General features: G+C 65.2%; 12 protein-coding genes. 6 read left to right on the forward strand and 6 right to left on the reverse strand.

What is annotated here, in order from left to right:
* Positions 1–202: 202 nt before the first annotated feature.
* Positions 203–1,297 (forward strand): TRAP transporter substrate-binding protein, encoded by a 1,095-nt coding sequence (locus CLU88_RS21960; RefSeq protein WP_099658421.1) that lies wholly within the window; start codon positions 203–205, stop codon positions 1,295–1,297.
* Positions 1,294–3,963 carry an EAL domain-containing protein gene (locus CLU88_RS21965; protein WP_099658422.1) on the forward strand — a complete coding sequence of 890 codons (2,670 nt, stop codon included), beginning with the start codon at positions 1,294–1,296 and terminating at the stop codon, positions 3,961–3,963. The genes CLU88_RS21960 and CLU88_RS21965 overlap by 4 nt, the downstream gene beginning before the upstream one ends.
* 21 nt (positions 3,964–3,984) lie before the next feature.
* Here CLU88_RS21965 and CLU88_RS21970 read toward each other — a convergent pair whose 3' ends face one another.
* A complete protein-coding gene (locus CLU88_RS21970; protein WP_099658423.1) occupies positions 3,985–4,884 on the reverse strand; it encodes a DMT family transporter in 900 nt (299 codons plus the stop codon).
* A 183-nt stretch (positions 4,885–5,067) separates the two neighbouring features.
* Here CLU88_RS21970 and CLU88_RS21975 point away from each other — a divergent pair, with 183 nt between their 5' ends.
* Positions 5,068–6,051 carry a quinone oxidoreductase gene (locus CLU88_RS21975; protein WP_099658424.1) on the forward strand — a complete coding sequence of 328 codons (984 nt, stop codon included), beginning with the start codon at positions 5,068–5,070 and terminating at the stop codon, positions 6,049–6,051.
* Between the two features lie 17 nt (positions 6,052–6,068).
* Complete coding sequence (locus tag CLU88_RS21980; RefSeq protein WP_233205556.1) at positions 6,069–6,917, forward strand: NUDIX hydrolase family protein; 849 nt, start codon at positions 6,069–6,071, stop codon at positions 6,915–6,917.
* Between the two features lie 31 nt (positions 6,918–6,948).
* Here CLU88_RS21980 and CLU88_RS21985 read toward each other — a convergent pair whose 3' ends face one another.
* Complete coding sequence (locus CLU88_RS21985) at positions 6,949–7,866, reverse strand: LysR family transcriptional regulator (protein WP_099658425.1); 918 nt, start codon at positions 7,864–7,866, stop codon at positions 6,949–6,951.
* Positions 7,867–7,991: 125 nt separating this feature from the next.
* Here CLU88_RS21985 and CLU88_RS21990 point away from each other — a divergent pair, with 125 nt between their 5' ends.
* Positions 7,992–8,990 carry a bile acid:sodium symporter family protein gene (locus CLU88_RS21990; protein ID WP_099658426.1) on the forward strand — a complete coding sequence of 333 codons (999 nt, stop codon included), beginning with the start codon at positions 7,992–7,994 and terminating at the stop codon, positions 8,988–8,990.
* A gap of 104 nt (positions 8,991–9,094) precedes the next feature.
* Entirely contained in the window at positions 9,095–10,024 is a 930-nt protein-coding gene (locus tag CLU88_RS21995) for a shikimate dehydrogenase (RefSeq protein WP_099658427.1), read from the forward strand.
* Positions 10,025–10,072: 48 nt separating this feature from the next.
* Here CLU88_RS21995 and CLU88_RS22000 read toward each other — a convergent pair whose 3' ends face one another.
* The 4 genes from CLU88_RS22000 to ileS form a co-directional block, all read right to left on the reverse strand.
* Positions 10,073–11,731, reverse strand: a complete 1,659-nt coding sequence (locus tag CLU88_RS22000; RefSeq protein ID WP_099658428.1) for a Na/Pi cotransporter family protein — start codon at positions 11,729–11,731, stop codon at positions 10,073–10,075.
* Positions 11,728–11,865, reverse strand: coding sequence for a hypothetical protein (locus CLU88_RS23030; protein ID WP_158235627.1), 138 nt, complete (start codon positions 11,863–11,865; stop codon positions 11,728–11,730). The genes CLU88_RS22000 and CLU88_RS23030 overlap by 4 nt, the downstream gene beginning before the upstream one ends.
* A gap of 205 nt (positions 11,866–12,070) precedes the next feature.
* Positions 12,071–12,580 carry a signal peptidase II gene (gene lspA / locus CLU88_RS22005; protein ID WP_099658429.1) on the reverse strand — a complete coding sequence of 170 codons (510 nt, stop codon included), beginning with the start codon at positions 12,578–12,580 and terminating at the stop codon, positions 12,071–12,073.
* Complete coding sequence (gene ileS / locus CLU88_RS22010) at positions 12,581–15,448, reverse strand: isoleucine--tRNA ligase (RefSeq protein WP_099658430.1); 2,868 nt, start codon at positions 15,446–15,448, stop codon at positions 12,581–12,583.
* Positions 15,449–15,506 lie beyond the last annotated feature (58 nt).

The raw sequence follows: 15,506 nt of genomic DNA on the forward strand, positions 1-15,506 counted from the left end.
GCTGGTGAGCTGTGCTCGAGGTGGGCACCTGCTCTTGATTAGTGTCAATTAAATGTGTCCAAACGTGGTTATTTGGGGGACGGTGCGGGCGTAGCGTAGGCACAATGGGCGCCGCTACGCCTGTGGCCCGCAGGGTGGTGCTTTTGGGCTTTTCCGATTGGGAGAAGCAAGACTCCTCACAAACCAGGGTTGTCCGGCTGCCATGTTTCGCCTATCACGTCCGCTGCGATTGCTTCGCCACTGCGCTGCTTTGGTGTGCTGCTGCGCGGGCGGTTTGGTGGCTACGGCGGCATGGCCCCAGGCCAAGCCGCAGGCGGCGCCTTACCACCTGCGTGTCGTGGGCGGCTTGGCAGACCTGAGCCAGTACACGCGCCGCGAAGAGCCGTTTTGGAAGCATGACCTTGCCCGCCTGAGCGGTGGGCGCTACAGCGCAGAGATCGTCCCTTTTGACCGTGCTGGCGTGCCGGGCACCGAAATGCTGCGCTTGTTGCAGCTGGGGGTGGTGCCGTTTGGCACGGCGCTGATGAGCTCCTTCACGGCGCAGTACCCCGAGTACACCGCCCCCGATCTGGCGGGATTGAACCCTGACATTGCCACCCTGCGCAGCACGCTGGCGGCATTCCGCCCCTACCTGGAAAAGGCACTGCGCGAGCAGCATGGGGTGGAGCCTCTGGCCATTTACGTATACCCAGCCCAGGTGGTGTTTTGCGGCAAGCCATTGCGTGGACTGTCGGACTTGTCGGGGCGGCGGGTGCGTGTGTCCTCGTCCACCCAGGCTGATTTTGTGAGCGCCCTGGGCGCAGAGCCCGTGCTGACGGGCTTTGCGCAGATTGTTCCCAGCTTCACGGCGGGCAACACCGACTGTGCCATCACCGGCACCATGTCGGGCAACACCTTGGGTTTGCACACCCTCATGACCCATGTGCACGCCCTGCCTGTGACCTGGGGGCTGGCGGTGTTTGGGGCCAATCGCACGGCCTGGGCGGCATTGCCTGCAGACCTGCGCGAGCTGTTGCGGCGCGAGTTGCCCAAGCTGGAGTCCTCCATCTGGGCGGAGTCCGAACGGGAGACAGCCGATGGCATGGCCTGCAACCGGGGGGCGGCAGAGTGCGTTGGTGGGCGCAAGGGGCGTCTGGTGGTGGTGCCTGTGTCTGCGCAGGATGAGCGCCGCCGCAGTGAGATCCTGGCCTCGACCGTGCTCCCACGTTGGCTGCAGCGCTGTGGCGCCCGCTGTGCCCAAGTCTGGAACTCCACCATCGGGCCGGTGCGCGGCATCATGGCCCCCAAAGCCCCATGAACGTGGCGGTACCCCGGCGCATCAAACTTTTCGTGTGGGGCGGTGTCGCGTCGTTCGTGCTGGCCGTGGTGGCCGTGGCCGTTACCCTCATCTTGAACGCCCGGCAGGTGGCGCTGGCCGATAGTGCCAGCGGTGCCAATCGATTTGTGTCCAGCGCGGAGTCGGCGCTCAACCGCTCCTTGCTGGCGGTGGACGTGTTGTTGGCCAGCATGGATGAGATGCTGGAGCTGTCAGGCGCGCGCCCCGAGTGGCTGGACCCTGAGGTGGCCAGTCAACGCCTGCGCAGCTCTGCCCGCCAGAACCTGATGGTGCGCTATGTGGCGCTGTTGGACACGCAGGGGCGCGTGTTCGCTTCGTCTGACGCGGCCGGGGCCTCGCTATCGGTGTCACTGCCTGCGGGCTTTGCGGCATCGGTGTTTGAACAACCGGTCTCGATGCTGATGGTCAGCGCACCGGCCGTGAGCTTTGTCAGCGCCGAGCGTGTGCTGTACCTGGCCCGGCAGATGCGGCTGGTCGATGGCACCCAGATGTTGGCCGTGGCCGAAGTGCCGGTCAGCGCGCTGGCGGGTGTGCTGACCCAGGGCATGGACATCGCAGGGCTGCAAGTGACGCTGGAACGCGCCGCGGGCCAGGCGCTGCTCACCATGCCTCGGCAAGAAGACGCGCTGGCCCGCTCCCTGGCGCCGCCACTGGCCGATCTGGATGTGCTGGGCCCGGCATGGCAAGCGCGTGCGCGTTTGAGTGGGGCGCTGGCCCTGGTGGTGTACCGGCCTTTGATGTACCAGGACTTGCGTATCGCCGCGAGCGTGCCGCGTGACGATGCGTTGGCGGCCTGGCGTTCTACCCGCGACGGCATCCTGCTCACGACCTTGGGTTTTGTGGTGATGATGGTGTTGGTGGGCGCGGTGTCCATGCGCTACCTCGACCGCATGACGCAGGCCCGCCTGGCCATTGCCCACTCCAAGGCCACGCTGGACGAAGCCCTGGAGTCCATGGTCAGCGGCTTTGTCTTGCTCGACAGCCAGATGCGCCTGGTGCAGTGGAACCGGCGTTTTGAAGAAATTTACCCCTGGCTCAAGGGCCAATTGGCAGCGCAGGTGCCCTTTCGGGAACTGCTGATGGAAAAGGCCCGCCACCACCTGGACAACGCCAGTGCCGAGGAGCAATTGCGCTGGGTGGAGCACCGCGTGGCAGTGCAGCGCAACCCTCAGGGCCCACATGAGCAGGGCCTGCCCGATGGGCGCGTGATCCAGGTCACCGAGCGTGCCACGCCCGATGCAGGCCTGGTGATCACCTACCACGACGTGACCGAGCTGCGCCGCGCGAGCGCCGAGATCGAAAACCTGGCTTTCTACGACCCGCTCACCGGCTTGCCCAACCGCCGTTTGCTGATGGACCGCATCCAGCAGACGGTGGCCGCCAGCGCCCGCAGCGGCCTGCATGGCGCCTTGCTGTTTTTGGACCTGGACCATTTCAAAACCCTCAACGACACCCTGGGTCATGAGGTGGGGGATGTGCTGCTGCGCCAAGTGGCCCAGCGCCTGAAGGCCTGTGTGCGCACCGAAGACACCGTGGCCCGGCTGGGGGGCGACGAGTTCGTGATCATGCTCAAGAACCTTGCCACTAGCAGCGAAGAGGCCGCCTCACTGGCCCGCCGGGTGGGCGAGAAGATCTTGCGCCGCTTGAATATGCCCTATGCCTTGGGTGCACACACCTACCACAGCACCCCCAGCATTGGCGCCACGCTTATCGGGCTGGACATGCAGCCCCCCACTGATCTGCTCAAGCAGGCCGACATCGCCATGTACCAGGTCAAGTCGCAGGGGCGCAACTCGCTGTGCTTTTTCGATCCGCAGATGCAGATCGCCATCAACCAGCGGGTGCAACTGGAAAACGACCTGCAACTGGCCATCACGGGCAGCCAGTTTGAGCTGCACTACCAACCCCAGCAGCGCCTGGATGGGCGCATCGTGGGGGTCGAAGGGCTCATCCGCTGGCGCCATCCTGAGCGCGGTCTGGTGGCGCCAGGGCAGTTCATCGCCGTGGCCGAAGAGAGCGAGTTGATCGTGCCCATTGGCCACTGGGTGCTGCGCACCGCTTGCGCCCAACTTGCCGCCTGGAAGGGCGATGCCCGCTACCAGCATGTGCAGGTGTCGGTCAACGTCAGCGCGCGGCAGTTTCGCCAGCGCGACTTTGTGGCCCGGGTGGTGGAGGTGCTGCGCGAGACCGGGGCCCAGGCCCATCTGCTCAAACTGGAACTGACGGAATCACTGGTGCTGGACGATGTGGACGACACCATTGCCAAGATGGTGCAACTCAAGACCAAGGGCGTGCGGTTTTCGGTGGACGACTTTGGCACCGGCTACTCGTCTCTGGCCTACCTCACGCGCCTGCCGCTGGACCAGCTCAAGATTGACCAGTCCTTTGTGCGCAACCTGGGCGCCAAGCAGACCGACGATGTGATCGTGCAGACCATCATCGGCATGGCGCGCAACCTGGAGCTGGACGTGATTGCCGAAGGGGTGGAAACCGCCGAGCAGCGCGACACATTGGCCCGCTACGGCTGCCACTACTTCCAGGGCTATTTGCTGGGCCACCCCATGCCCGTGCAAGAGCTGGAAGCCCTGCTGGCCCGCGATCCGGCTGCCGCCGGTCTGGAGGCCTAAGGCTCTTCAAGGGACTGCGCCTCAGCGCCTGGACGACACCACAATCCCTCCCACGATCAGCGCGAATGCCACGCCGTGGAACAGGTGCGGCGTCTCACCCAGGAACGCGGCCGACAGCAGCGCGGCAAACAGCGGCGTCAGGTTGATGAAGAAACCCGCCACGGCGGGCCCCGCCCGCTGCACGCCCACGCCCCAGCAGCGGTAGGCCAGCACGGCGGGCCCCACGGCAATGAAGGCCAGCGCCGCCGCCAGGGGCCAGCTCCAGTCGATGTGTGTGCGGCCTAGGCCCCATTCCACGCCCGCAAACGCGCCCGACCAGCCCAGGCCGAACACCATCTGCGCCATCAAAAACGCCGCCCAGTCGCCGCGCAGGCTGGCGGGCTCGCTGGTGCGCACCAGCAGCCAGCTGTAAAACGACCAAGACCCCGTGGCCAGCAGCATGAAGAGGTCACCCGGCACCAGGCGCAGCGCCAGCAACTGGCCCCACTCGCCCCGGCTCAAGACGATGAGCACCCCAGCGATGGACAGCACCGCACCGGCCAGCTGCTGGCGTGTGACCTTGGCGCCAAAAAACAGCGTGCCCACCGCCAGCATCCACACCGGCATGCTGGAGCCCACCAGCGTCACATTGATGGGCGTGGAGGTTTGCAGCGCCATGTACTGCAGCGCGTTGTACAGCCCAATGCCCAGCAGTCCCAGCACGGCATAACGCCGCCAGTGCGGCCACAGCGGGCTGTCCTTGCGCAGCACCGCGTGCGCCAGGGGCAGCAGGATGGCAAAGGCCAGCAGCCAGCGAATGAAGTTCAAGGCGATGGGGGCAATCATGGTGTGCACCAGTCGGCCTACCACGGCGTTGCCGGCCCACAGCAGGGGGGCAGTCACCAGCAGCGCCGCCGTGCCGGGCGTGAGTCTTTGGGTCATGCCCAGAAATGTAACGGCCCTGGCGTACGCGCTGCAGGGAAGGGGTACTGTCCGCTGCCCACCATCCCGCCTTGGCTCCACAGAAGTCTTACCAGGCAAGTCCGGCGGATTCATGGCAGGATGACGGCCGTTTGTCCTGCACGCGCCATGGGCGCGTTCCATCTTTCACAGGAGCCTGTTGCCATGAGCCTTGCCGTCCAGATCCGCCAGCATGGTGGTCCCGAAGAACTCCAGATTGTTGATGTGCCGGTGGGTGAGCCCGGGCCCGGCGAGATCCGCATCCGCCACCGTGCCGTGGGTCTGAACTTCATTGACGTGTACCACCGCACGGGCCTGTACCCGCTGGGCATGCCCGCCACCATTGGCATGGAGGGCGCCGGGGTGGTCGAGGCCGTGGGCGAGGGTGTCACGCACCTGCAACCCGGCGACCGCGCCGCCTACGCCAGCGCGCCCCCCGGCAGCTACTGCGAGGCGCGTGTCATGCCCGCCAAGACAGTGTGCAAGCTGCCCGATGCCATCGACTTTGAGACCGGCGCTGCCATGATGCTCAAGGGCCTGACGGCGCAGTACCTGCTCAAGAAAACACTGCCGGTGGAAGGCCTGCAGCCTGGTGACTTTGTGCTGTTCCATGCCGCAGCGGGCGGGGTGGGGCTCATCGCCTGCCAGTGGGCCAAGGCCCTGGGCCTGCAGCTGATCGGCACGGCAGGGTCAGACGCCAAATGCCAGCTGGCGCTGGCCAACGGCGCGGCCCACACCATCAACTACAGCACCGAAGACTTTGCCGCCCGGGTGAAGGACATCACCGGAGGCAAGGGCGTCAAGGTGGTGTACGACTCGGTGGGCAAAGACACCTGGGACAAGTCCCTCGACTGCCTGCGCCCCTTCGGCCTAATGGCCAGCTTTGGCAACGCATCGGGCCCGGCGCCGGCCTTTGCCCCAGGCATGCTGGGCGCCAAGGGCTCGCTGTACGTCACGCGCCAAACGCTGTTCACCCACATCTCCACGCGCGAAGCCACCCAGGCCATGGCCGACGACCTGTTTGCGGTGGTCGCCAGCGGCCAAGTCAAGATCCACATCGACCAGCGTTACCCCTTGGCCGACGTGCAGCAAGCCCACCGCGACCTGGAGGCGCGTAAGACCACCGGCTGCACCATCCTCACGCTGTGACGGTGCGTGTGCCTGTGTTGAATGCGTTGAAACCCAGCCCCGTGCCACCCCATGCGGCCCTGGCCCAGTGGCTGGTGACCGCCCGACAGGCGGCCCACCAGCCCGCAGCCCAGGCCCGCATGCCGCTGGTGGCAGCAGGGCAGGTGGTGGGTTCGGTGGCCCAGGGTTTTTTGAATCAAATTGGCCTGCAGCGCTTGCTGGATAAGCGCTACCAGCTATTAATTCAGGAGTTTGGTGCAGGGCCCGCATGGCACTTGCAGGTGGCGCCCGAAGAGATCACCCCAGCGCTCAATGCGGTGGCTGCCGTCCTGCATGCCGCAGGCCGCTGCGGCCCGTGGCGCAACGAGCAACTGGCCGTGACCAACCCGCAAGGCGAGGTGGTGGGCACGGTCGAGCGGGGCGCCGTGCGGGTGCTGGGCATCACCACGCGCGCCGTGCACCTGGTGGGCCTGGCGCCCGACGGCCGCATGTGGGTGCAAAAGCGCTCGCTCACCAAGCCCAACAACCCCGGCATGTGGGACACGCTGATGGGCGGCATGGTGTCTGCCGCCGATTCATTGCCCCAGGCCTTGGCCCGCGAAACCTGGGAAGAAGCGGGGCTGGACGTGGCCCAGCTAGAGGCCGTCACCCACGGCGGCCATGTCGACTTCAGCCGCCCCAGCCGCGAGGGCGGTGGCGTGGGCTTCATGGTCGAGCGCATCGACTGGTTCCACGCCCAGGTGCCGCACGCGCTGGAGCCCAACAACCAGGACGGAGAGGTGGAGCGGTTTGAGCTGCTCGCCCCGGCGCAGGTGCACGAGCGCATGGCGCAGGGGGCTTTTACCTCGGAGGCGGCGCTGGTGTTGGCTGGCTTTTACGGCTGGTAGCGCGGCCGTCCTGCGGGATCATCCACCGCTTCTACGTTCGCGCGCTGCGCGCCGAACTGGCCCGCTGCGCCGCCACATCCCTCACTAAGTCCCACGCCGCCTGCGCCACCGGCGACAGCGCCCGGTTGCGCCGGTGCACCAGCATGATCTCGCGGTTGATGCGGGGGAGCAGGGGGCGTATGGCCAACTGGGGCAGCCCCTCGGGTGGGATGGCCAGGGTGGGGATGACCGAGATGCCCAGCCCCGCATCCAGCATGCGAAAGATGGTGGTGGGGTGGCCCACCTCTTGCGCCACTGTGCATTGCACGGCGTGCTCGGCCAGGGCGCGGTCGATCAGGCGGCGGCTGCCCGATTCGTGGTCCAGAAGCACCAGGGCCTCGCCCTGCAGGTCCGCCCAGCGCACCTGGCGTTTGCGGGCCAGCCGGTGGCCGGGTGGGCAGGCCAGGCAAAAGGGCTCGGTCAGTATGGTCTCGCAGGCCAGGGTCTCGCGTTCGCCGGGGTCAATCACCACGCCGAAATCGACTTCGCCTGAGAGCACGCTGGCCAGCACGGCGGTTTGAATGCGGTCCAGCAGCACCAGCTCCAGCCCTGGCAGGGCGCTGTGGGCCTGGGCAATGCAGTCGGGCATCAGGTTGGCCGACAGCGTGGGGCTGCTGGCCACGCGCACGCGGCCACGCCGTTCAGTCGCTAGCTCGCGCACATCCAGCAGGGTGGTTTCCAGCTCCTCCAGCACGCGGGGCAGGCGTGCCGCCAGGCGCTGGCCTGCGTCGGTCAGTGTCACCTCCCGCGTGGTGCGGTTGAGCAGCTTCAGGCCCAGCTGGGCCTCTAGTTCGGTGATGCAGCGGCTCACGGCCGGTTGGGTCAGCCCCACGGCATCGCCGGTGCGGCTGAAGTTGCGGGTGCCCGCCACCGACTGGAATACGTGCAATTGGCGCAGGGTGATATTCATGCGCTCAAATCATAAATCCATCAGAGAAATCCATTTCTCTTTGGAATGGGGCTGGGGTCCAATGCAACTCCTTGGCCCTGGTTTGCCAGTGCTCCCTATTCATGACTTTGCGTGTGTTTTGACCCATGGCCCGTTCCCGCTTTCTTCCTGACAATTTCACACTCGCCTTGCTGGGCACCGTGACGGTGGCCAGCGTGCTGCCTGCATCGGGCGTGGCCGCCCAGGCGCTGGAGGGGCTGACGGTGGCCGCTGTGGCGCTGCTGTTCTTCTTGCACGGGGCCAAGCTTTCGCGCGATGCCATCGTGGCGGGGCTGTCGCATTGGCGGCTGCACCTCGTGGTGGTGGGGGCCACGTTTGTGCTGTTTCCGTTGCTGGGCTGGGCGCTGCGGCCTGTGCTGCAGGGCTTGGTCACTCCGGGGCTTTACACCGGCATCCTGTACCTGTGCGTGTTGCCCGCCACGGTGCAGTCGGCCATTGCCTTCACTGCCATGGCGCGCGGCAACATGCCTGCGGCCATTTGCAGTGCATCGGCGTCCACGCTGCTGGGCATTGTGATCACCCCGGTGCTGGTGGGCCTGCTGTTGCCTGAGGCGCAGCACACGGCAGGCTCTGCGCAGCCCGATGCATTGGCCAACATCGGCCGCATCATGCTGCAGCTGTTGGTGCCTTTTGTGGCGGGCCACTTGTTGCGCCCTTGGATCGGTGGTTTCGTCAAGCGCCGGGCTGCCGTGCTCAAGTTTGTGGACCAGGGTTCTATCTTGCTGGTGGTGTACACCGCTTTCAGCGCGGCGGTGGTGGAAGGGCTGTGGCAGCAGTTGCCGCTGCCAGCCCTGTTGGGCCTGTTGGTGGTGTGCGCCGTGCTGCTGGCCTTGGCCTTGGCCACCACCACCTGGGCCGCGCGGCGCATGGGGTTCTCCAAAGAGGACGAAATCACCATCGTGTTCTGCGGCTCTAAAAAGAGCCTGGCCAGCGGCGTGCCCATGGCCAAGGTGCTGTTTGCATCGCACGCGGTGGGCGCCATCGTGCTGCCGCTCATGGTGTTCCACCAGATGCAGCTGATGGTGTGCGCGGTGCTGGCGCAGCGCTATGCGCGGCGCGATGGGCAAGTGCCTGCAGGCGAATGAGGCACGGGGCGGGGCCGTGCCCATTTGGGATTAAAGTCGCAGGCTTGCGATGACACCCGCCCGGCCCGCAGCGCCCGGGCCCTGCTTTTTTCAGCGAGACCTCTATGGCAAAGATTTCTGGCGGCACCGACATCTATCTGATCCCGGGGGACCCCATCACCAATGTGCGGGCACCGCGCATGTTCAACAAGGTGTTTGAGCGCTGCGGCCTGGACGCGGTGATGTTGCCGGTGCAGGTGCGTGAACGGGACTTTGCCGTGTGGCTCAAGGCGACGTTTTTGGCGCGCAACGTGAAGGGCGTGATCATCGCGCCGCCCCACAAGCCGCAGGTGGTGCATTTGCTGGACAGCTGCGGGCTGGTGGCGCGGGTGGCGCGCTCGGTCAACATCGTGCGCCGCACCAGCGAAGGCCAGCTCGAAGGTGATTTGTTTGACGGCGAAGGTATTCTGGGTGCCCTCGATTGGTTCAACATTCCCTATAGGGGCAAGCGTGTGCTGATTTTGGGCGCAGGGGTGAGTGCTGCAGCCATTGGGGTGTCTCTGGCGCAAGGCGGCACCACCCAGGGCGCCGAGTTCATCGCCTTCTACGACCCTGTGCCCGGCAAGGCGATTGGGCTGGCCACGGAGCTGGATGGATTTTTTGACGCCAATGTGGTCGCGGTGGACAGCAGTGACCCCGCTGGCTACGACCTGGTGGTCAACGCATCGGCCGTGGGGCTGGGCAACGATGACCCGCTGCCCTGCGATGTGGGCCGCATGGAGCCGCATGCCGCGCTGTTTGACATCTTGCTGCGCAACCAGCCCACCCCGCTGGTGCGCGCCGCCCGCTCGCGTGGGCTGCATGCGCAGCCGGGGTTTGAGATGCTCATCCAGCAGATGCCGTTTTACCTGGACTACTTTGGCCTGCCAGAGGCCGCGCAGATGGTGCGTGAGGACGCGAACTTTGTGCGTGAGCTGATCTACCCACCTGCGCTGGCGGCCGAGATCACCCAGCCCCTGCGCTACCCCTGCACCAGCGCGGCCAGTGTGGCCTGACCGAATGCCCGCTGACTGCTACCCGATGCAGTTGACGTTGTCGCATCGTCAGACTTGATCGGGCGTGGGCTTGAGGCGGCTGGGGGCTAGCGCGCCAGCGGACTCCAGGATGGGGTAGGCAATGGAGCACAGCAGCGAGTTGATGCGCTTGAGTTCGCTGATCAGGTCAATGTGCAGGGAGCTGGTCTCGATGCTCTGCACCGTGTTGTCTGACAGGCGCGCCAGGTGGGTGGCCGAGTAGGCACGCTCCAGGTCACGAAAGCGTGCTTTTTCTTCCAGCAGCTTTTGTGCATCGCGCACGTTGCCGTTGAGGAACACGCTCATGGCCAGGCGCAGGTTGGCCACCAGGCGGGTGTGCAGCTCGTTGATTTCTTCCATGCCAGCCTCGGAGAACTGGCGGCCCTTTTTGATCTTCTTGTCCTCAATGTCGATCAGCACGCGCTCGATGATGTCGCCAATCTGCTCCATGTTGATGGTGAAGCTGATGATGTCGGCCCAGCGCCGTCCCTCGCGCTCGTCCAGCGCCTCGCGAGAGATCTTGGTCATGTAGTACTTGATGGCCGAGTACAGGCCATCGACCTGGTCGTCGAGCTTGCGCAGGTCTTCTGCCAGCTTCTGGTCGTCGGTGCGAATCACCTGGTGCAGGCCCAACAGCATGGACTCGACCACGTCGGCCTGGTGCAGCGCCTCGCGGGCGGCGCAGGAGATGGCCAGTGAGGGGGTGGCGAGCGCGGAAGGGTCCAGGTGCTGCGGGCGGCTGCCTGCCGACGGGGCTTGCGCATCGGCCGTGGGCAGAATGCGCTGAACCAGCTTGGAAACGGGGCGGGTGAGCCCGATGCACACCAGACCCACCACCAGGTTGAACGCGAGGTGGAACAGCACCACCAGGCTCGCGGTGTCGGGAACATAGGGGCGTGCGTGGCGCAGCCACAGGCCAATCAGCGGGGTCATGATGACCACGCCGATGACTTTGAACATCAGGTTGCCCATCGGAACCTGCCGGGTCTGCACATTGGCCTTGAGTGTGGTGAGCACGGCCAGCAGGCCACTGCCCAGGTTAGCCCCCACCACCAGGCCCAGGGCCACGTCCACCGGAATACCGCCAGAGCCCGCCAGCGTGGCCGTGAGCAGCACAGTGGCCAGGCTGGAGTAAGACAGCACGGCCAGCACCGAGCCCGTGAAAATCTCCAGCAGCAAATCGCTGGTGAGTGCGCCCAGCAGGGTGCGCACGGTGGGTGACTGGGTGAGGACGGTGGTGGATTCGGTGATCAGCCGCAGCGCCAGCAGCATCAGGCCCAGGCCAATGAGCACTCGCCCCACGCGGCCCACGGCCGTGTCTTTGCGCGAGATGAACAGCACCACCCCCACAAAGATGAAGAGGGGCGACAGCCAGGACAGGTCCATGGCAAACACCACCGCCATCACGCTAGTGCCCACGTCGGCCCCCAGCATCACGGCCAGCGCCGCAGGCAGCCCCACCAGCCCCTGGCCCACGAACGATGACACGATGAGCGCCGTGGCTGTGCTGGACTGCACCAGCGCCGTGACCCCCATGCCGGACAGCACCGCCGTGAACCGCGTGCTGACGCTGCGGGCGATGAGCTGGCGCAGGTTGGCGCCAAACACACGCAGGATGCCGGTGCGCACCAGATGGGTGCCCCAGATGAGCAGGGCCACAGCGGCCAGTAGGTTCAACAGATGCTTCATGAAATACCGTCGTTGTTCTTGTTGTGGTGCGTGCGGCGGGCTTGTTCAGCACCCACCCGCAGCATGTCGCGTGGCTCTTGCCGACCTTTGGCCGAAACACTGCAGGTGCTGGCCGGGCCGTTGAGCGATCGCATAACGGGTTATGCAAAAAACGCGCTCACCCTTGTTTTTCATCAAATTGACACACAAGCATACTCCTGAATCGATAGCGTCCGCGCAGAAGCCCATGAGGCTGGCGAGGCATCGTGCATGACGCATGTGGCACATGCCATAACGCCAACGGCCCGCACAAGGCGGGCCGTTGGGTGGGGAAGGGCGCCACAGTGTGGCTGCACCGGCTCAGCGCTCGCGACGCGCTCTCAGCAGTTCATCCAGAATCAGGCAAACAGCCCCCACGGTGATGGCGGAGTCCGCCACATTGAACGCGGGGAAGTGCGTGCCCATGGCGTGGAAGTCCAGAAAATCCACCACGTAGCCGTGCATGAGGCGGTCCACCACATTGCCGATGGCGCCACCCATGACGCTGGCCAGCGCAAAGCAAAACAGCTTTTGGGTGGGGTGCTTGTACAGCTGCCACACAATGAAAATGCTGGCCACGGCCCCAATGCCCGTGAACAGCCAACGCTGCCATCCCCCTGCATTCGACAGGAAGGAAAACGCCGCACCGGTGTTGTGGGCGCGCACGATGTTGAAGAAGCCCGTGATGTGCGTGGCTTCACCCCATTGGTAGTTGCGCAGGATCAGGTCCTTGGTCCACTGGTCGGCCACCACAATGACCACGGCCCACAGCAGCCACCAGCCCATGCTGCGGGCCACAGACTGCCCGCCGAAGGTTTGCGCGCCCGCCATTTAAGCGCACACCCGGTTTTCACCGGCGCCATGGAGGTTGCTGGTGCAGCGGCCGCAAATGGTGGGGTGGGCTGCGTCTTGGCCTACATCGTCGCGGTAGTGCCAGCAGCGCTCGCATTTGGCACTGGAGCTGCTTGTAACGCTGATCTGCAAAGCGCTACCAGCTACCAATTCGATAGCGGAGATGATGAACACAAACTTCAGGTCGTCACCCAGGCTGCTCAGCAAGGCGTAGTCCTCGGGGGCTGCCGTGAGCGTCACGTTGGCTTGCAGGGGCGAGCCCACCTGGCCTGCGGCGCGCAGCGTCTCGATCTCCTTGTTCACCACGTCGCGGATCTCGCGGATGCGTGTCCACTTGGCCAGCAGGCCTTCGTCGGCGCTGGCGATGGAGCCATAGGTCTCCAGGAAGATGGAGTCGGAGCTGCCAAACACCTTCCATGCCTCTTCGGCCGTGAAGGAGAGGAATGGCGCCATCCAGCGCAGCATGGCGTGGGTGATCTGGTACAGCGCGGTCTGGGCGCTGCGGCGGGCCAGGCTCTTGGGTGCTGTGGTGTACAGGCGGTCCTTGAGCACGTCCAGGTAGAAGCCGCCCAGGTCTTCCGAGCAGTACAGCTGCAGCTTGGCCACCACGGGGTGGAATTCATACACCTTGTAGTGGGCCAGCACGGTGGCTTGGAACTCGGCTGCGCGGGTGAGGGCGTAGCGGTCGATCTCCAGCATGTCGCCAAATGGCACGGCGTCCTTCGTGGGATCAAAGTCGCTCACGTTGGCCAGCAAGAAGCGCAGGGTGTTGCGGATGCGGCGATACGCGTCCACCACCCGGGCGAGGATCTTCTCGTCGCCCGCGATGTCGCCGGAGTAGTCGCTGGCGGCCACCCACAGGCGGATGATTTCCGAGCCCAGCTTGTTGCTGATCTCCTGAGGATCGATGCCGTTCTTGAGCGATTTGCTCATCTTGATGCCCTTGGCATCCACGGTGAAGCCGTGCGTGAGCAGGCCACGGTAGGGCGCACGGCCTTCCAGCGCGCTGGCCAGCAGCAGTGAGCTGTGGAACCAGCCCCGGTGCTGGTCGTGGCCTTCCAGGTACAGGTCGGCCTCGGGGCCGGTGTCGTGGTGCACGTTGGGGTGCGTGCCACGCAGCACGTGGCTGAAGGTGGAGCCGGAGTCGAACCACACTTCCAGGATGTCGGTGCTCTTGGTGTACTGGGGGGCGTCTTCAGCGCCCAGGATTTCTTCGGTCGTCACGCGGCTCCAGGCCTCGATGCCGCCCTTTTCAACGATGGCTGCCGCCTGGTCCATGATTTCCATGGTGCGCGGGTGCAGCTCGCCCGAATCCTTGTGCAGAAAGAACGGGATGGGCACGCCCCAGCTGCGCTGGCGCGAGATGCACCAGTCGGGCCGCCCGGCGATCATGTCGTGCAGGCGGGCCTTGCCGTTCTCGGGGTAGAAGCTGGTGTGCTCGATGGCGTCCAGGGCAATCTGGCGCAGCGTCTTGGCGGGCTTCTCGCCCGCTTTTGTGAACACGCCTTCGCCTTCGTCCATGCGGATGAACCACTGGGCGGCGGCGCGGTAGATCACCGGCGTCTTGTGGCGCCAGCAGTGTGGGTAGCTGTGGGTGATGTCCTTGGTGGTCATCAGGCGGCCCGCGTTGCGCAGCGCTTCGATGATGACGGGCACGGCCTTCCAGATGTGCAGGCCGCCGAATAGCGGGAAGTCGGCCGCGTAGGTGCCGTTGCCTTGCACGGGGTTCAGGATGTCGTCCAGCGCCATACCGTGCGCGCGGCAGGAGTTAAAGTCTTCCAGACCGTAGGCGGGCGACGAGTGCACGATACCCGTGCCGTCATCGGCCGTGGCGTAGTCAGCCAGGTACACGGGGGACAGGCGGCGGTAGCCTGCATCGACGTCGTACAAGGGGTGCTCAAACTCCAGGCCGCCCAGGTTCTTGCCCAGGGTGGTGGCCAGCACGCTGCCCGTGAGGCCGTAGCGCTCCAGGCACGAGGCCACCAGGGGCTCGGCCACCAGCAGCAGGCGTTCGCCCGCATCGACCAGCGCGTAGGTGATTTCGGGGTTCAGGTTCAGGGCCTGGTTGGCGGGGATGGTCCACGCGGTGGTGGTCCAGATGACCACAAACGCGTCTTTGGTTAGCGCGGGCAGGCCAAAGGCTGCGGCCAGCTGGGCTGGGTCGTGTGACTTGAAGGCCACATCCAGCGTGGTGCTCTTCTTGTCTTGGTACTCGATCTCGAACTCGGCCAGCGACGAGCCGCAGTCAAAGCACCAGTACACGGGCTTGAGGCCACGGTACACAAAGCCACGCTCCATCACGCGTTTGAACGCACGGATTTCGCCCGCTTCGTTGGCGAAGTTCATGGTCTTGTAGGGGTTGTCCCATTCGCCCAAAACGCCCAGGCGCTTGAAGTCTGTCATCTGCTGCGCGATCTGCTCGGTGGCGAAGGCGCGGCTCTTGGCCTGCATTTCGTCACGCGGCAGGTTGCGGCCGTGCAGCTTTTCGATGGCGTTCTCGATGGGCAGACCGTGGCAATCCCAGCCGGGCACGTACAGCGCGTCAAAGCCTTCGAGTTGGCGCGCCTTGGTGATCATGTCCTTGAGGATCTTGTTGACCGCATGGCCCATGTGGATCTGGCCATTGGCGTAGGGCGGGCCGTCGTGCAGGATGAACTTGGGCGCGCCATGGCGGGCATCGCGCAGGCGCTTGTACATGCCCTGGTCTTCCCACTCCTTGACCCAGCCTGGTTCGCGCTTGGGCAGGTCGCCGCGCATGGGGAAGCTGGTGTCGGGCAAATTCAGCGTGGCGCGGTAGTCCACTGCAGTAGTGCCGCTGGACGGGGTGGGGCTGGCGTTATCGGACATGAAGAAGCCTTAAAACGGTGCAATCCGGGGCAGACCCGGCGCGAAAAACGAGGGAAGC

Source organism: Acidovorax sp. 56, assembly GCF_002749705.1.
GTDB lineage: Bacteria > Pseudomonadota > Gammaproteobacteria > Burkholderiales > Burkholderiaceae_C > Acidovorax.